Below are 16469 nucleotides of genomic sequence, written 5' to 3'. Positions count from 1 at the left end.
ATCCGCTCTGACCGGATAACGACCGGTGTAGTTTTCAGAGGGATGATAAGACGGGGTTTGCCGGGCCACCATTAACTCAACAATAACGACATAAGCAACAACCACGATGAACGGGCACAACTACGGTGCGTAACTGCCGACGATTGTAGCAGAGATTCCGGACGTTATGGGATTTTTATCTGTAATGAGCCATGTTTATCCTGATACGGTTCCCTCGTCCCGCGTTTTTCTTTTTCAGGACGTAACCGTAAAGCCAGAGCGGAGCAGTACACCTGCGGCGGTGAGGCTATTCCGGTCGTTTCCCTTGCCATTACGGTCTTAAGCGCCTGTTCCAGAAAATAGCCTTATTTTTGCGAATCAAATCACATCAAAATGCAAAAAATAGCCTAAAGTTAATCATATGATTGATTAACTCATTAACCGGACGAGGGTATGGCAAACGAACCAATTAGCCGGGGCGACCAAACCCGCCAGCAGTTGATCCATGCAGCGCTGGATGTTTTTGGCGAATATGGTCTCCAGGCGGCGACGACACGTGAAATTGCCAATCGTGCGGGACATAACATTGCCACCATTGCCTACCATTTTCATTCCAAAGACGGACTGTATCTGGCGGTTGCCAATTGGATTGCAGACTATATCCGTCAAACCTATCGTCCTCTGATGGTGGAAATTGACGCGTTCATGCAGCGTCCGCCGCATGAACAGTCAACCGATCAGGTCATGGACTATCTGCGGCAGGCTTTGCTCTATCTCGGCCGTCTGATGACCCGCTCTGAAACGCTGAATCTCAGCCGGATCATGTCGCGTGAACAGCTTTCGCCCACGGCGGCCTATCCGCTAATTCATCAGCAGGTTATCGAACCGATGCACCGGATGATGACACAGCTGGTTGCCCGCTACACCGGGCTGGACGATAGCGATCGCAAGGCCGTCATTCATACTCATGCGTTGCTTGGCGAAGTATTGTCGTTCCGCGTCGCCCGGGAGACCATTTTACTGCGTGCGGGTTGGCAGGATATCGGTACGGAAGAAGCCACGCTTATCCAACAGGTTCTGGTAGAACACCTTGAAATTCTTCTTAACGGATTGCGGGATATCTATACCCAACAGCGGGATGATACCCGACAGAGGAAGGAATAATACGCTATGTATAAGAAAAAACTGGCTATTGTCAGCCTTATCATCATTCTGATTGCAGCCGCGGCATACGGCATCGTTCACTATCGACAGCAGCAGGATAAGCCGCTCACGCTGTATGGCAATGTTGATATTCGCTCGGTGAATCTGGGGTTCCGTGTGGGAGGACGGCTCACCGCGCTGGATGTTGACGAAGGCGATGACATCAAACCGGGACAAAAGTTGGCAGCACTGGATAGCGACCCCTACCAAAACGCGCTGCATCAGGCGCAGGCCAATGTTGCCAGCGCGCAGGCGCAGCTTGGATTATTACAGGAAGGGTATCGTCGCGAAGAGATCGCACAGGTGCGGTCGCAGCTGGTGCAGAGTCAGGCCGCTTACGATTACGCCAACAGCTTCTATCAACGCCAGCAAGGGCTCTGGGCAAAACGCTCAATTTCCGCCGATGCGCTGGAAGACGCCAAAACCGCACGCAACCAGGCACTGGCGACGCTACAGGCGGCTAAAGACAAACTGAGCCAGTATGAAAGCGGCAATCGTCCACAGGAAATCGCAGCGGCACAGGCCGCGCTGGCACAGGCACAGGCCGCACAAGCGCAGGCCGAACTGGATATAAAAGATACCGAACTGTATTCCCCGTCTGCCGGCGTGATTCTGACCCGAGCGGTGGAAGCAGGCAGCATGCTCAGCGCAGGCAGTACCGTCTTTACTCTGTCACTGACCAACCCGGTCTGGATCCGCGCCTATGTCAGCGAAAGGGATTTAGGCCGCGCCGTTCCCGGCAGCGAGATCCTGATTTACACCGATAGCCGTCCGGACACGCCTTACCACGGTAAGATCGGTTTTGTCTCACCCAGCGCCGAATTCACGCCGAAAAACGTCGAAACGGAGGATCTGCGTACCGATTTGGTGTATCGCCTGCGGATTATTGTCAACGATGCCGACGACCAGCTTCGCCAGGGCATGCCGGTCACGCTGCGCTTTGCCCAGGAAACGCAGGATAAGCCGCGCCATGAATGACACCCTCCAGCTTATCGAACTCAATGCGCTGGAAAAACGCTTTCCCGGACAGGATAAACCGGCGCTCGCCAGCCTCACCGCACAGATTCGCAGCGGCGCGGTGACGGGGCTGGTTGGCCCGGACGGCGCCGGTAAAACCACCCTGCTGCGAATGCTGGCAGGATTGTTAACCCCCAGTCACGGCACCATGAAGGTTATCGGTCTGGATCCCATTAAAGAAGATCGCCAGTTGCATGCGATTCTGGGCTATATGCCGCAGAAATTCGGGCTGTATGAAGACCTTACCGTCATGGAAAACCTGACGTTGTATGCCGACTTACGGGGTATTACCGGCGAGGTGCGGCAGCAGACGTTCAAACGTCTGCTGTCGTTTACCGATCTGACCCGCTTTACCGAGCGGCTGGCCGGCAAACTGTCCGGCGGGATGAAACAAAAACTGGGGTTGGCCTGTACTCTGGTGGGTCAGCCACAGGTACTGCTGCTGGATGAACCCGGCGTCGGCGTCGATCCTATTTCCCGTCGCGAACTCTGGCGAATGGTGCATGAGCTGGCTGATGACGGCATGCTGATTCTGTGGAGCACCTCCTACCTTGATGAAGCCGAACAGTGCCGCGATGTCTTGCTGCTGAATGAAGGCGAACTGCTGTATCGTGGCGAACCGCGTGAGCTTACCGAACGTATGACCGGGCGCAGCGTATTGGTCAGCGCGAGTACCGGTAGCCACCGAAAATTACTACAGCAGGCGTTGCGTCTGCCACAGGTCAGCGACGGTGTTATTCAGGGCCAATACGTGCGGCTGATTCTGAAACAAGACGCGGCGCAAGATGAACTGTTATCCGCCCTCCATCTGCCAGAAGATAGCCTGCAAAAGACGGCGCCGCGATTTGAAGATGCCTTTATTGATCTGTTGGGCGGCGGCCCGGCCAGTGAATCGTCACTGGCGAAGATCATGCCCAAGATTGAGGCCAACAGTGAAGAAACCGTGATCGAAGCCCAGCAGTTAACCAAAAAATTCGGTGATTTCGCCGCCACCGATCACGTCAGCTTCAAGGTTAAGCGCGGTGAAATTTTTGGTTTGCTGGGGCCGAACGGAGCCGGGAAATCCACCACATTCAAAATGATGTGCGGATTGCTGGTCCCGACGGCCGGTAAAGCGCTGGTGCTGGAAATGGACCTGAAAACCAGTTCGGGCAAGGCGCGCCAACATTTAGGCTATATGGCACAAAAATTCTCTCTTTACGGCAATCTGACGGTTGAGCAGAACCTGCGTTTCTTCTCTGGCGTTTATGGATTATCGGGCAAAGCTCAGCGCGATAAAATGGCCGAAATGACCGAGGCCTTCAACTTCAGCCCCATTTACCGTCAGACGCCCGATGCTCTGCCGTTAGGATTCAAACAGCGGCTGGCGCTGGCCTGCGCACTGATGCATGAGCCGGATATCCTGTTTCTGGATGAACCGACCTCGGGCGTCGATCCCCTCACTCGCCGGGAGTTCTGGATACATATCAACGGGATGGTCAACCGGGGCGTGACCGTGATGGTCACCACCCATTTTATGGATGAGGCCGAATACTGCGATCGCATCGGACTGGTTTATCGCGGCAAACTCATCGCCAGCGGTACGCCTGATGATTTAAAACAGCAGGCGGCGGATGAAAAAATCCCCTCTCCCACCATGGAGCAGGCATTTATCGCACTGATACAGGATTACGATCGGGAGGCGGGTAATGACTAGTCAGCGCGGCAGTATCCATTTTTCCTGGCGTCGCCTGCACGCCCTGTGCCTGAAGGAAACCCGTCAGATTCTGCGCGATCCCAGCAGCGGGCTGATCGCGGTGGTGATCCCGCTGCTGCTGCTCTTTATCTTTGGCTACGGCATTAATCTGGACTCCAGCCGTTTACACGTCGGGATTCTGATGGAACAGCAAAGCGAGGACGCCCGCAATCTGGCAAATGTTTTCATCGCGTCTCCCTTCGTTGAACCCACCATCAGCGATAACCGGCAACAACTGATTCAGATGATGCAGGCAGGCACCATCCGCGGTCTGATCGTCATTCCCAATGATTTTGCCGAACGCATGGCCCGAACCGCATCGCAGGCGCCGCTACAGGTCATCACCGACGGTAGTGAACCCAATACGGCCAATTTCGTTCGCGGGTATGCCGAGGGGGTCTGGCTTATCTGGCAGCAACAACGCGCCAGCGATCGGGGAGAAGAATTCGAACAGCTGATTGAGGTTCAGCAACGCTACTGGTTTAACCCTGCCGCCATCAGCCAGCACTTTATCATGCCCGGCGCCATCACCATTATCATGACGGTGATTGGCGCCATTCTCACCTCGCTGGTGATCGCCCGCGAATGGGAACGCGGCACCATGGAAGCCCTGCTTTCGACGCAGGTCACCCGCAGCGAGCTGCTGTTGTCCAAGCTGATCCCCTACTATGTCCTCGGCATGATGGTGATGGCGCTGTGCCTCGTGGTTACCATTTTTATTATGCATGTGCCGTACCGGGGATCGCTGTTGCTATTGTTTGGCATCGGCAGTCTGTTTCTGATCAGTACGCTGGGTATGGGGCTGCTGATTTCCACACTGACGAGAAATCAGTTTAATGCGGCCATGGTGGCGCTGAATGCGGCGTTCCTGCCCGCCGTCATGCTGTCCGGCTTTGTTTTCGAGATCGACAGTATGCCCGCGCTGGTTCGTGCCGTGTCTTACATTATTCCTGCCCGCTATTTTGTCAGTACGCTGCAAACGCTGTTCCTGGCAGGCAATATTGGCAGCGTGTTGCTGGTTAACCTGATGTTTCTTATCGCTTCAGCCATCGTCTTTATCGGTCTGACGGCCTGGAAAACCCGGCGCAGGCTGGATTAGGGAGTTCGCATGTTTCATCGTCTGTGGACATTGATTGTCAAAGAATTACAGTCGCTGCTGCGTGAGCCGCAAACGCGGTCTATTTTGATTCTGCCGGTGATTATTCAGGTTTGTCTGTTTCCCTTTGCCGCGACGCTGGACGTGACGAATGCCACCATTGCTATTTACAGCGAGGATAACGGCCACGCCTCCGTTGAACTGACGCAGCGTTTCGCCAAAGCGCAGTCCTTTTCCAACATCGTGATGCTGCATAGTCCGCAGGAGATTATCCCGACGCTGGATAATCAGAAAGCGCTGCTGCTCATCCGTTTCCCCGCGCAATTTTCCCGCGATATTGCCAGCGGTAATCCCGCCTCGCTGCCGATTATTCTGGATGGACGCCGTTCTAACAGCGCCCAGATCGCCGCTAATGATGTACAGCAAATCGTGCGCGATTATCAGTTGGAGTTGCTGGGCGATCGGCCGAGGCAAAATAATAGCGAACTGGTTATTCGCCACTGGTACAACCCGAACCTCAACTATAAATGGTTTGTGGTGCCGTCCCTGATTGCCATGATCACCACCATCGGCGTCCTCATCGTTACCGCACTGTCGGTCGCACGCGAACGCGAGCAAGGTACGCTGGAACAGCTTCTGGTTTCACCGCTATCCACATGGCAGATCTTTGTCGGCAAGGCGGTCCCGGCGCTGATCGTCGCCACCTTTCAGGCCACCATTGTTCTGCTGGCTGGGATATTCGCCTATCAAATCCCTTTTGCCGGCTCGCTATTACTGTTTTACGCCACCATGCTGATTTATGGTTTATCGCTGGTTGGATTTGGCCTGCTGATTTCCTCGCTTTGCTCCACGCAGCAGCAGGCATTCATCGGTGTATTTGTGTTTCTTATGCCCGCAATTCTGCTCTCCGGTTACGTATCGCCGGTGGAAAACATGCCGGAATGGTTACAACAGATGACCTGGATTAACCCGATTCGCCACTTCACCGATATTACCAAGCAGATCTACCTGAAAGATGCCGACTTCTCCATCATCTGGGGAAGCCTGTGGCCGTTACTGGTGATCACCGCCACCACTGGTACCGCCGCTTATGCGATTTTCCGGCGCAATATTGCGTAAAGCCATATTAAGGCCATATTTGGACATCGACACTGGACTGATCTATGCTTATCTTCATCACTCACGCGATTTAGCAGGAAATGATATGTCTCATTCATCCCATTTGCGGGTTACCACGGTTTCCGCATTCAAAAAAGAACTGGCAGGAATGGATGTATCCGAGCCGGTGATCGTCACTCAGAACGGCGAACCACTTTATGTTGTTCAGGATCCGGTTCAATTTGAAATGCAACAAGAACAGATGGCCTTGATGCGCCTTTTATCGTTTGCAGAAAAAGATGTTAAGGCAGGCAGAATCGTTTCCTCTGCCGATCTTTTTCAGGGTCTGCAAGGGCTTGCCAAGCGTGACGAACAGTAAGATTGACTATACCCAGGTCTTCGAAAGTCTTCTTCATGACCGCTTCCATTATCTGGCCAGACATATCAGCCCTGAAGCCTCACAAAAGACGTTGGAAAGCTTTATCCGTCATTTTGAATTGCGCATTGCCGCTCATCCCGCGAGCGCGCCAATTTGTGAAGAAACAGCCGAATTTGGCTTAACCCGTTACCATGATTACGTTGATCCCAAACAACAGCTACGCATCATTTATCGCATTAACGATACGGATGATGGTGTGCTGGGCATGCTTTTGTTAAGCACCCGACAAAGCATCAGGGACGCACTATTGCGCTATTGTTTACGAAAGGAATGAGTTAAAGAAAGTTGCTATCGCCTTCAGCGGCTAAGGAGTGATGGAAATCGATGCGCTGGAGAAAAAATGGCTAAGTATCAAATAAACCGGTATTTAGAGCCGGTTCTGAAAGAAACAACATTCATGGCGGCGACATGCCGAAACAGAGCATTACCCTCTGTTTCGGATATCGTAATAACGACGGGCTTAACGGCGGTTGCCGAAAATACGCAGCAGCATCAGGAACAGGTTGATGAAGTCCAGATACAGCGTCAGCGCGCCGACGATCGAATATTTGCGGAAATTATCCCTGTCATCAACAGACAGTTGTTCCCCCATCCGTTTCAGTTTCTGGGTGTCATAGGCCGTCAGGCCAACAAACACCACCACACCGATATAGGTCACGGCCCACATCAGCGCCTCGCTTTTCAGCCAGAAATTCACCAGCGAAGCCAATACAATGCCGATCAGCGCCATAAACAACAAGCTGCCGAAGCCGCTCAGATCCCGTTTGGTGGTATAGCCATACAGGCTCATGGCGCCGAACATCCCGGCGGTAATCACAAAAGTGCTGGCGATGGACTCACCGGAATACATGATGAAAATGCTGGAAATCGTCAACCCGGTCAATGCGGAATAGAGCATAAACAGACTGGTTGCCACACCGCCGCTCAGACGCTGCACCATGCCGGAAATGACGAAAACCAGCCCCAGTTGCGCGATGATCAGACCAAAGAACGTAATCTGGCTGGAGAAAACAAAATTCAGCACCGCCGGCGTGTTGGCGGCATACCAGGAAACAAACGCCGTCAGCAGCAACCCGCAGGTCATCCAACCATAGACTTGTGCCATATAGGCCTGAAGGCCGGATTGAGCGCGTTCAACAATCGAATCACTCGAGCGTGGATACCTATCCATGATTTTACCTTTGCATTGAGTTATACGTAAGAGACCCGATATCTCAGGCTTTACTGCCTGCAACCTGAAGAGACCGTGTCTCACCTGCTTTTATCGTAACACATAAATCTTAGTTCAGCTGAGGTCGCCCGCTACCAGCGTTTCGCCGCCTGCCGGTCGCTATCCCGCGCTTCGACCCAGCGCTCCCCTTCTGACGTCGCTTCCCTTTTCCAGAACGGCGCGCGGGTTTTCAGGTAGTCCATAATGAACTGCGCCGCATCAAATGCGACGCTGCGGTGAGCGGCACTTACGCCGACAAACACGATTTCATCCCCCGGATAGAGCGCCCCCACCCGATGAATAATGCTAACGCGGGGCAGTGCCCAGCGTTCACGCGCCAGCTCGACAATCTCCGCCAACGCCTTTTCGGTCATGCCGGGATAGTGTTCCAGCGTCAATGCGCTGACATCAGCGGCCAGATTGTGGTTGCGCACCTTCCCCGTGAAGGTGACGACCGCCCCATCTTCATCACATTGCGCCAGCCATTGATATTCATCACCGACGCTGAAATTTTCTTCGCCGACGCGAATACGGGTTTCCGTCATCTTCAACCTCCCGTTACCGGCGGGAAAAAAGCGACTTCATCACCATCCTGTAGCGGATGGTGCATTTCCACCAGCGATTGATTCACCGCCGCCAGCAGCTTGCCGGATTCCAGCGCCAGCGCCCAGCGAGCGCCTCGCTGACAAAGCCCCTGCCGCAACGCGTCAACCGTGGAGTACTCCGCCGGCAAGGCGAGGTTATCCGTTTCGGTCAGTTCCCGTACCTGTGCAAAAAACAGTACGTTAATCATGAAGCCTCCGCCTGGAAATCCCCGGATTTGCCGCCGCTTTTCGCCAGCAGCCGCACCGGGCCAATCACCATATCTTTCTGCACGGCTTTGCACATGTCATAAATCGTCAGCGCCGCCACCGATGCCGCCGTCAGCGCTTCCATTTCCACGCCGGTTTTACCGGTGAGACGGCACAACGATTCAATGCGCACGCGATTATGCTCAGGCTGCGCCGCAAGCTCTACCGCCACCTTACTCAGCAGTAAAGGATGGCAAAGCGGAATCAGTTCCCAGGTACGTTTCGCCGCCTGAATACCGGCAATGCGCGCCGTGGCAAAGACGTCGCCCTTGTGGTGGCTGCCATCCATGATCATCGCCAGCGTCTGCGGCGCCATTTCGACAAAGGCTTCCGCCCGGGCTTCACGCACGGTTTCTGCTTTGGCGGAGACATCCACCATAGACGCTTCACCCGCGGCGTTAAGATGGGTTAACTGTGGCATCGCGGGTTGTGCCATGATTCGTTGCGACATAGTCAGGCCAACTTTTTCAGATGGGGGTGGAAATTACAGGGCTTTTGACGCGCATCCAGCTGTTCCTGAATGATGCGCTCCCAGGCAGTGTGGCAGGCGCGGGTCGAACCCGGCATGGCAAAAATTACCGTCTGATTGGCCAGTCCGGCCACCGCCCGGGATTGCAACGTGGCAGTACCGATATCTTCATACGACACCATGCGGAACAGTTCGCCAAACCCTTCAATTTCACGATCGAACAATACGCCGATCGCTTCCGGCACCAGATCGCCGGCGGTAAACCCGGTTCCACCATTAATCAGAATGACCTGCACATCGTCACTGGCGATCCAGGCCGAGATCTGCGCTCGGATCCGGTACAGATTCTCTTTGACGATACCGCTGGCAATAATCTGGTGCCCGGCAGACTGTGCGGCTTCGCGCAGGTAGTCGCCCGACGTATCGTCGGCTTCCGTACGTCGCTCAGATACCGTGAGCACCGCAATATTGAGAGGAATAAATTCGCTGCTGACTTTACTCATACCAAACTCCTGACGGATAGACGTTAAGGGGCTTCAGCCACCAATAAACGACAGATTCTGCGTGATGCCGCTGTTGCCCTGATGCAGGAAGTGGGTCCGTTTCTTGGCTGACAACCCACCGGAAATACGCATTTTCAATGCCTCCAGTTGCCGCTCGTCCGCCATCAGGTCGCGCAATGGGATCCCTTGTTCACCAAACAAACAAAGATGCAGATTGCCCGTGGCCGACACGCGCAGACGATTACAACTCAGGCAGAAATCCTTCTCGTAAGGCATGATCAGCCCGATTTCGCCCTGATAGTCGGCATGCCGGAACACCTGTGCCGGCCCATCGCTGCGGCCCCGGGTCTGCTGCTCCCAACCCTGTAGCAACAGACGTCGGCGGATCACGTCACCGGAAATATGATGCCGCTGAAACAGCGCACCGCCCTCTCCGGTCTCCATCAACTCGATGAAGCGTAGTTGAATCGGGCGATGTTTGATCCATGCAAGAAAGGTTTGCAGACTGGTATCGTTGACATCGCGCATCAGTACGGTATTGACCTTCACTTTAGCGAAGCCACACGCAAACGCGGCATCAATCCCCGCCATTACCTGACGAAATTTATCCTGCCCGGTGATGGCATGAAACTGTCGGGCATCCAGGCTGTCCACGCTGACATTCAGCGCCGTCAGACCAGCCTCACGCCACTGGGCGACATCACGCGCCAAGCGGTAGCCGTTGGTGGTCACCGCCAACGTTTGGATAGCCGGGTTTTCACGAATCGCCGCGAGAATTTCAACAAAATCGCGGCGCAGAGAAGGCTCTCCCCCGGTAAGGCGGACTTTCTCCGTTCCCAGTTCAGCAAACGCCCGGCTGACACGGCGGATTTCGTCGAGTGATAAAAAATGATGGGGAGTATTGCCATTTGGCTTATAGCCATCCGGCAAACAATAGGTGCAACGAAAGTTGCAGACGTCGGTTATCGACAGGCGCAAATAGTAGAACTTGCGCGCAAACGCATCAGTCAGTTGACTCACCATAAACACCTTTCCAAATACGGGAGATGCAGGCATTTCTACCTCGCACCCTGGCGACCAATCAGGTCACGGCCAGGGCACCGTATCATGCGTTGTCGACGCATCACTTAGGCACCAAGGCTAGGAGTTTGATTCCCGACCGCGCACCGGCCAATACGCCAGTCCATGCAGAACGGGAATCGTGATTTCACTATTCAGTCTACCGCCAATCATGGCGGGCAGTCACTTAAAAAACCGGTATATAAACTAATATATAACGATTTTTCAATATCTTATGTTGAATAACATACCGTAAAACCAACGGCATAACTTGTCTTAAATCATACCTGAGATTGGATTTTTCGCCTTTTAAGTAAAAATCGGCTACCTTACCGCAGCAAAGATCGTTTCAATTCCGTTATCATTTCAGTTCAGTTATTTCAGCAATTAAGGATTACTATGCGCAATCGCACGTTGGCCGACCTTGACCGGGTTGTCGCCCTTGGCGGCGGGCACGGGTTGGGCCGTGTCATGTCTTCCCTTTCTTCTCTGGGATCGCGGCTAACGGGCATTGTCACAACAACCGATAATGGCGGTTCGACTGGCCGGATCCGCCGCTCGGAAGGCGGTATCGCCTGGGGCGATACCCGCAACTGTCTGAACCAGTTGATTACCACCCCCAGTATTGCTTCCGCCATGTTTGAATACCGTTTTAACAGTAATGGCGAACTGGCCGGGCATAACCTGGGCAATCTGATGTTGAAAGCGCTCGATCATCTGAGCGTCCGCCCGCTCGAAGCGATCAACCTGGTTCGTAATCTGCTAAAAGTTGATGCCTTTCTGATCCCGATGTCCGAACAGCCCGTTGATTTGCAGGCAACGGATCAGCAGGGAAACCCCGTTTACGGCGAAGTCGCTATCGATCTGCTATCGAACCTGCCACAGGAACTGACGCTGTTCCCGCCAGTGCAGGCGACGCAGGAAGCGCTCACCGCCATTGCGGAAGCCGACCTGATTCTGATCGGCCCCGGCAGCTTTCTGACCAGCCTGATGCCGCTGCTGTTGCTCACCGATCTCACGCGTGCGCTGCGTCGGGCCCAGGCCCCTATGGTTTACATCGGCAATTTAGGTGAGGAACAGAGTCAGGCCGCCGCCAGACTGTCACTCAGAGAAAAACTGGAGCTGATGGAAGAAAAAATTGACCGGCAGGTCATTGATGCCGTTATCGTCAGCCCGCAAGTCAACGTCAGCCAGATACACGATCGCGTGGTGGTACAGCAGGCGCTGGCCGCAGAAGATGTGCCGCATCACCATGACCGTCAGCTACTGCGTCAGGCGATAGAGACCGTGTTACAAAGGCTGGGATAATTCAGCCCCGCAGCCAGGGAGGTACCTGACATCCTCCCCTTATTCTGTCTTTCAGCCCCCCTTCAGAAAGAAACACGGCGCATGACAATATCTCTCTTCCCGTGCACGAAATTGCGCTGAACTTGCCTAGTTTTTCATCAGCAAATTTGCGTATAAGAAACCGCCTCCCTCACTGACTTTCCCGGCCGTAGGCTGCCCAGTTGATGTTTTTTCCTCATATCCAAAGCCAAATTTCTTATTGGCTAATTATTAGCCTGCTTCATAAACTACTTTCAGTTAAGCATCCTAGTTTTCCTCTGTGAGCTGCTCACAGTACGTATTAAGGATTCTCAAATGGTTACGCGTTCATCAGAAAAAAACGCCACCTTGTCGCAAGGCGACACAGCCTGGCTCCGCATTCGCCATGACGTTTTATGCTGCCGGCTATTGCCTGGCGCCATGGTTACCGAACAGATGCTGATGGAACGTTATGAGATAGGTAAAAGCAGTTGCCGCGTGGCGCTGGCGCGGCTGTGCCACGAAAACCTGATCCAGTCGCGTCCGCGTAAGGGCTATCAGATTGCGCCGATCACCGTTCAGGACGTGGAAGAGATCTTTACTATCCGCGCGCAACTGGAGCCGCTGGCCGCCCGATTGGCCGTGGGCCGGGTGGATATCGATTTACTGCGCCGTCTGGAGGCCGACTGCCGGGAAGAGATTCACGCCCCGCTGTCCAAGCAGATCAATATATTCATGAACGCCAATAAACGCTTTCATCTGGCTATCGCTCATGCCTCCGGCAACAACCATCTGATCCGTACGCTATCTAGCCTGATGGATGAAATGTCACGTCTGGTCGCGCTCGGTTTTAACGTGCAGGGAACCAAACCGGAAATCAAGCACGATCATAATGCGATGATCGAAGCTTTCAGCCAGGGCGACAGCAAGCGGGTTGAACTGATTGCCCGCCGCCATATCGAAACCTTTCAGGCGATGACGCTGGAAAAGGTTTACGCCACGCTGAGCCGGGACGGCGCCGTGTTGCCCATACTGGAACGGAGGCTACAGCAATGAGCATTCTGGTTCAGGACACCATGCAGGTACAAGACTCTATGTCAGTACAAAACACTATGTCAGTACAAAACACTATGCCGGAACAGAACGCTACGCTGATGCAAGCCAAAGGCATCAGTAAAGCGTTCGGTTCGCTTCAGGTGTTACGCGACATTGATTTAGCGCTCATTCAGGGAGAAATTCTGACGCTGCTCGGCCCTTCAGGCTGCGGCAAAGAAAGTGAGCCGCGATTTTTCGCTGGATCTGGAATCAACCATGCCAGCGGATACTGTGAACCGGCTGGCCCAGCTCGGCCATCGGCTGAAATCGGTTAACGATCCCTATATGGACTTCGGTGCCGGTCAGTTTATCTGGCGATTATCTGATGATGTCGAGCGCGGCTATATCGCCGCCAGCGACAGCCGGCGGGATGGTCAGGCGGTGGGGTTTTGAGGTGTTTACCCAACGGTTTCGCGCAGCCAGGGGGTATGCGTGACCCCGACCAGCATCCCTTCCGGGCTGAGAAAACGGGTTACCCGCTGCCCCCAGGGTTCCAGCCGGTTTTCCACCAGCAGCGCATAGCCTTGCTGTTTAATCGCCTGCGTTGCCTCGTCCATATCGGCAACCTCAAACTCCAGCCAGCTCTGCGGCACCGGTAAATCTGACGGCCACGGATCCTGTCCGAAACAGGATTGGCTGGCCTGTTCGAGCGGCCACAGCGAAAAGTGTTTTACCCCTTCCAGCGCATCCGTCACCAGATAATCAGGGTTGCCCTCCAGCGGCTTTAATGGCAGACCGAGTGTTTCAACATAGAGCGCATAGCTGGCCGGGACCGATGTAACGATGGGACCAAAGCCTGCGATAAACAGCACCTGCACACCGGGTATGGCGATATCCATAATGACCTCTTAAAAAGTTGCTGTGAATGACCGCTATCAGGAAGCGGCAATAAATTGCGCGCGCAGCGCCTGTACCTCATCACGCAGACTGGCCGCTTCTTCAAATTCCAGATTCTGCGCGTGCATCATCATTTTGCTTTCGAGCTCGCGAATTTTCTGATCCAGCGCCTTCGGCGTCAGCAATGCATAGCTGGCCGACGGTTCGGCGGCTTTCTTGCCACGCCCTCGGCCTCTGCCGTTACTCGATTGACCAATTTGCAGAATATCAGCAATTTTCTTGTTCAGCCCCTGCGGCACAATGCCATATTTCAGGTTGTAGGCCTGTTGTTTTTCACGGCGCCGCTCTGTTTCGCTAATCGCGCGAGCCATTGACGGCGTAATTTTGTCGCCGTACAGAATCGCCTTGCCATTCAGGTTACGCGCCGCACGGCCAATGGTCTGAATCAGCGAACGTTCCGAACGCAGAAAACCTTCTTTGTCGGCGTCAAGAATCGCCACCAGCGACACTTCCGGCATATCCAGACCTTCCCTCAGCAGGTTGATCCCCACCAGAACATCAAATTCGCCAAGACGCAAATCGCGAATGATCTCCACCCGTTCGACGGTATCGATATCCGAGTGCAGGTAACGCACGCGTTCGCCGTGCTCTTCCAGATACTCGGTTAAATCCTCCGCCATGCGCTTGGTCAAGGTCGTCACCAGCACGCGCTCATTCACCGCGGCACGCAGGCGTATTTCGGACAGCAGATCGTCCACCTGCGTCGCAACCGGACGGACCTCCAGCACCGGATCCAACAGCCCCGTCGGACGCACCACCTGATCGATCACTTCGTTGCCCGATTTCTCCAGCTCGTAGTTACCCGGCGTAGCGGAAACGTAGATCGTCTGTGGCGCCAGCGCTTCAAATTCCTCAAACTTCATCGGGCGGTTATCCAGGGCGGAAGGCAAGCGGAAACCGTATTCCACCAGCGTTTCCTTACGCGCCCGGTCGCCGCGGTACATCCCGCCGATCTGCGGTATGGTCACGTGTGATTCATCCACCACCAGCAGCCCATCGGCAGGCAGGTAGTCAAACAGCGTCGGCGGCGGCTCACCGGGACCACGCCCGGACAGAAACCGGGAGTAGTTTTCGATACCGGAGCAATAGCCCAACTCGTTCATCATTTCCAGATCGAACTGCGTGCGCTGGCTGAGACGCTGTTCTTCCACCAGCTTATCGTTCGCCAGCAGCACCTTGCGGCGGTCGGCCAGTTCAACCTTGATATCCTCCATCGCCTGCAAAATACGCTCGCGTGGCGTCACGTAGTGCGTTTTAGGATAGATGGTATAACGCGGCATTGTCTGGATAACCTGTCCGGTCAGCGGGTCAAACAACGATAGCCGCTCGACTTCCTCATCGAACAGTTCGACACGCAGCGCCACGTCATCCGATTCGGCAGGAAAGATGTCGATCACTTCGCCGCGCACGCGAAAAGTACCGCGCTGAAACGCCTGATCGTTACGGGTGTACTGCAACTCCGCCAACCGCCGTAAAATGGCGCGCTGGTCAATCAGCATCCCCTGCGTCAGATGCAGCATCATTTTCAGATAGAGATCGGGATCGCCCAGGCCGTAAATCGCGGAAACCGAGGCCACGACCACCACGTCCCTGCGTTCCAATAGCGCTTTGGTCGCCGAAAGACGCATCTGCTCAATATGTTCATTCACCGACGCATCTTTCTCGATAAACGTATCGGAGCTTGGAACATAGGCTTCAGGCTGGTAGTAATCATAGTAGGAGACGAAATATTCCACCGCGTTATCGGGGAAAAACGCTTTCATTTCACCATAAAGCTGTGCGGCCAGCGTCTTGTTCGGCGCCAGGACCATGGTTGGACGATTCAAATCGGCAATCACGTTCGCGATGGTAAACGTTTTGCCGGAACCCGTCACACCCAACAGCGTCTGATGCGCCAACCCATCTTCCAGCCCTTCCTCCAAACGGCGAATGGCTTCAGGCTGGTCGCCTGCCGGTTGAAATTCGGACTTCAGTTTAAAGACTTTACTCATAGTTAAACACGCTACTCATGAATGGACGATCAATGGCAAGCAGAGGGAACGCCATGGCGCTTCCTTGACACTTAACTATTATGGGAAACAATCGCGAACTTTACTTCCGCCATGATACTGGATATAAAAACAGCATCAAGAAAATTATTGCCGGATTGGATGATTATCAAACAAAGACATCGGCTAGCACATTCGGGGATAATCGGCTAGCAGATATCAGGATTATTTATCCCCAATCTCACGATTCCTGTAACCTAGAGGTATTACCAGTGTTGTGAATTTATGCAACTACGCGCCAGGCCTTAATAAGAGACTTGATTTTAATTAATGCAATGATTTTTAAAGAATTAATTAAAAAGCAGAGAATAGCGCCAACCTGGCGACAACCCGCGCCGGCTCTCGTCTGGCGCGATTTTTCTATCCCTAATGCACACAGTTATCCACAGAAATGGTGGATAACTCTCACAACACCGCACCCGCTCTGAGTTGCTGAAATACTACCTTCATCTTATATCGTGATTG

General features: G+C 53.9%; 18 protein-coding genes and 1 riboswitch. Of the genes, 10 read left to right on the top strand and 8 right to left on the bottom strand.

Annotated features, from left to right (window positions below):
• The first annotated feature begins 432 nt into the window (after positions 1–432).
• From DDT52_RS18635 to DDT52_RS18605, 7 genes are read left to right on the top strand one after another with little or no spacing between them, the layout of a single operon-like run.
• Positions 433–1143, top strand: a complete 711-nt coding sequence (locus tag DDT52_RS18635; RefSeq protein WP_136157685.1) for a CerR family C-terminal domain-containing protein — start codon at positions 433–435, stop codon at positions 1141–1143.
• 6 nt (positions 1144–1149) lie between these two features.
• Complete coding sequence (hlyD, locus tag DDT52_RS18630) at positions 1150–2160, top strand: secretion protein HlyD (RefSeq protein ID WP_136157684.1); 1011 nt, start codon at positions 1150–1152, stop codon at positions 2158–2160.
• Complete coding sequence (locus tag DDT52_RS18625; protein ID WP_136157683.1) at positions 2153–3895, top strand: ATP-binding cassette domain-containing protein; 1743 nt, start codon at positions 2153–2155, stop codon at positions 3893–3895. Before hlyD ends, DDT52_RS18625 begins: the two co-directional genes overlap by 8 nt.
• The gene (locus DDT52_RS18620) at positions 3888–5033 is read left to right on the top strand and encodes an ABC transporter permease (protein WP_136157682.1); all 1146 of its coding nucleotides are present in this window, start codon (positions 3888–3890) and stop codon (positions 5031–5033) included. The genes DDT52_RS18625 and DDT52_RS18620 overlap by 8 nt, the downstream gene beginning before the upstream one ends.
• Before the next feature lie 9 nt (positions 5034–5042).
• The gene (locus DDT52_RS18615; protein WP_136157681.1) at positions 5043–6149 is read left to right on the top strand and encodes an ABC transporter permease; all 1107 of its coding nucleotides are present in this window, start codon (positions 5043–5045) and stop codon (positions 6147–6149) included.
• A gap of 19 nt (positions 6150–6168) precedes the next feature.
• Positions 6169–6507, top strand: coding sequence for a type II toxin-antitoxin system Phd/YefM family antitoxin (locus DDT52_RS18610; protein WP_247595594.1), 339 nt, complete (start codon positions 6169–6171; stop codon positions 6505–6507).
• Positions 6494–6841: a type II toxin-antitoxin system RelE/ParE family toxin gene (locus DDT52_RS18605; protein WP_136157680.1), complete on the top strand. Its 348-nt coding sequence runs from the start codon at positions 6494–6496 to the stop codon at positions 6839–6841. The genes DDT52_RS18610 and DDT52_RS18605 overlap by 14 nt, the downstream gene beginning before the upstream one ends.
• Positions 6842–7027: 186 nt before the next feature.
• Here the strand turns inward: DDT52_RS18605 and DDT52_RS18600 are convergent, their stop codons facing one another.
• The 6 genes from DDT52_RS18600 to moaA form a co-directional block, all read right to left on the bottom strand.
• Positions 7028–7738, bottom strand: coding sequence for a Bax inhibitor-1/YccA family protein (locus tag DDT52_RS18600; RefSeq protein ID WP_109055347.1), 711 nt, complete (start codon positions 7736–7738; stop codon positions 7028–7030).
• A gap of 131 nt (positions 7739–7869) precedes the next feature.
• Positions 7870–8322 (bottom strand): molybdopterin synthase catalytic subunit MoaE, encoded by a 453-nt coding sequence (gene moaE, locus DDT52_RS18595; protein ID WP_136157679.1) that lies wholly within the window; start codon positions 8320–8322, stop codon positions 7870–7872.
• Between the two features lie 2 nt (positions 8323–8324).
• Positions 8325–8570 (bottom strand): molybdopterin synthase sulfur carrier subunit, encoded by a 246-nt coding sequence (gene moaD, locus DDT52_RS18590; RefSeq protein WP_109055349.1) that lies wholly within the window; start codon positions 8568–8570, stop codon positions 8325–8327.
• A complete protein-coding gene (gene moaC / locus DDT52_RS18585; RefSeq protein ID WP_109055445.1) occupies positions 8567–9049 on the bottom strand; it encodes a cyclic pyranopterin monophosphate synthase MoaC in 483 nt (160 codons plus the stop codon). The genes moaD and moaC overlap by 4 nt, the downstream gene beginning before the upstream one ends.
• 32 nt (positions 9050–9081) lie before the next feature.
• Positions 9082–9600 carry a molybdenum cofactor biosynthesis protein B gene (gene moaB, locus DDT52_RS18580; RefSeq protein ID WP_136157678.1) on the bottom strand — a complete coding sequence of 173 codons (519 nt, stop codon included), beginning with the start codon at positions 9598–9600 and terminating at the stop codon, positions 9082–9084.
• Between the two features lie 33 nt (positions 9601–9633).
• The gene (gene moaA / locus DDT52_RS18575; protein ID WP_136157677.1) at positions 9634–10623 is read right to left on the bottom strand and encodes a GTP 3',8-cyclase MoaA; all 990 of its coding nucleotides are present in this window, start codon (positions 10621–10623) and stop codon (positions 9634–9636) included.
• Positions 10611–10759, bottom strand: a riboswitch (molybdenum cofactor riboswitch). It overlaps the preceding gene by 13 nt.
• Positions 10760–11058: 299 nt before the next feature.
• Here moaA and yvcK point away from each other — a divergent pair.
• From yvcK to DDT52_RS18560, 3 genes are all read left to right on the top strand, one after another.
• A complete protein-coding gene (yvcK, locus tag DDT52_RS18570) occupies positions 11059–11967 on the top strand; it encodes a uridine diphosphate-N-acetylglucosamine-binding protein YvcK (protein WP_136157676.1) in 909 nt (302 codons plus the stop codon).
• A gap of 333 nt (positions 11968–12300) precedes the next feature.
• Positions 12301–13020, top strand: a complete 720-nt coding sequence (locus DDT52_RS18565) for a GntR family transcriptional regulator (protein ID WP_136157675.1) — start codon at positions 12301–12303, stop codon at positions 13018–13020.
• Positions 13017–13334 (top strand): hypothetical protein, encoded by a 318-nt coding sequence (locus tag DDT52_RS18560; protein ID WP_136157674.1) that lies wholly within the window; start codon positions 13017–13019, stop codon positions 13332–13334. Before DDT52_RS18565 ends, DDT52_RS18560 begins: the two co-directional genes overlap by 4 nt.
• Before the next feature lie 123 nt (positions 13335–13457).
• Here DDT52_RS18560 and DDT52_RS18550 read toward each other — a convergent pair whose 3' ends face one another.
• On the bottom strand, positions 13458–13898 hold the full coding sequence (locus tag DDT52_RS18550) for a VOC family protein (protein WP_136157673.1): 441 nt from the start codon (positions 13896–13898) through the stop codon (positions 13458–13460).
• 36 nt (positions 13899–13934) lie between these two features.
• Positions 13935–15947 (bottom strand): excinuclease ABC subunit UvrB, encoded by a 2013-nt coding sequence (gene uvrB / locus DDT52_RS18545; RefSeq protein ID WP_136157672.1) that lies wholly within the window; start codon positions 15945–15947, stop codon positions 13935–13937.
• Positions 15948–16469 lie beyond the last annotated feature (522 nt).

This window comes from Brenneria roseae subsp. roseae (assembly GCF_003115845.1).
In the GTDB taxonomy this organism is placed as follows: domain Bacteria; phylum Pseudomonadota; class Gammaproteobacteria; order Enterobacterales; family Enterobacteriaceae; genus Brenneria; species Brenneria roseae.
Note: the sequence above shows the minus strand (reverse complement) of the source record. Positions and strands in the feature narration are given on the sequence as shown.

What these genes read in the sequence shown, in the direction of transcription:
- DDT52_RS18620 (WP_136157682.1), top strand. Translation starts at nt 3,888, where the DNA reads ATGACTAGTCAGCGCGGCAGTATCCATTTTTCCTGGCGTCGCCTGCAC.
- moaB (WP_136157678.1), bottom strand. Translation starts at nt 9,600, where the DNA reads ATGAGTAAAGTCAGCAGCGAATTTATTCCTCTCAATATTGCGGTGCTC.
- moaC (WP_109055445.1), bottom strand. Translation starts at nt 9,049, where the DNA reads ATGCCACAGTTAACCCATCTTAACGCCGCGGGTGAAGCGTCTATGGTG.
- uvrB (WP_136157672.1), bottom strand. Translation starts at nt 15,947, where the DNA reads ATGAGTAAAGTCTTTAAACTGAAGTCCGAATTTCAACCGGCAGGCGAC.
- DDT52_RS18560 (WP_136157674.1), top strand. Translation starts at nt 13,017, where the DNA reads ATGAGCATTCTGGTTCAGGACACCATGCAGGTACAAGACTCTATGTCA.
- moaD (WP_109055349.1), bottom strand. Translation starts at nt 8,570, where the DNA reads ATGATTAACGTACTGTTTTTTGCACAGGTACGGGAACTGACCGAAACG.
- hlyD (WP_136157684.1), top strand. Translation starts at nt 1,150, where the DNA reads ATGTATAAGAAAAAACTGGCTATTGTCAGCCTTATCATCATTCTGATT.
- DDT52_RS18550 (WP_136157673.1), bottom strand. Translation starts at nt 13,898, where the DNA reads ATGGATATCGCCATACCCGGTGTGCAGGTGCTGTTTATCGCAGGCTTT.
- DDT52_RS18635 (WP_136157685.1), top strand. Translation starts at nt 433, where the DNA reads ATGGCAAACGAACCAATTAGCCGGGGCGACCAAACCCGCCAGCAGTTG.
- DDT52_RS18625 (WP_136157683.1), top strand. Translation starts at nt 2,153, where the DNA reads ATGAATGACACCCTCCAGCTTATCGAACTCAATGCGCTGGAAAAACGC.
- moaA (WP_136157677.1), bottom strand. Translation starts at nt 10,623, where the DNA reads ATGGTGAGTCAACTGACTGATGCGTTTGCGCGCAAGTTCTACTATTTG.
- yvcK (WP_136157676.1), top strand. Translation starts at nt 11,059, where the DNA reads ATGCGCAATCGCACGTTGGCCGACCTTGACCGGGTTGTCGCCCTTGGC.
- DDT52_RS18615 (WP_136157681.1), top strand. Translation starts at nt 5,043, where the DNA reads ATGTTTCATCGTCTGTGGACATTGATTGTCAAAGAATTACAGTCGCTG.
- moaE (WP_136157679.1), bottom strand. Translation starts at nt 8,322, where the DNA reads ATGACGGAAACCCGTATTCGCGTCGGCGAAGAAAATTTCAGCGTCGGT.
- DDT52_RS18600 (WP_109055347.1), bottom strand. Translation starts at nt 7,738, where the DNA reads ATGGATAGGTATCCACGCTCGAGTGATTCGATTGTTGAACGCGCTCAA.
- DDT52_RS18565 (WP_136157675.1), top strand. Translation starts at nt 12,301, where the DNA reads ATGGTTACGCGTTCATCAGAAAAAAACGCCACCTTGTCGCAAGGCGAC.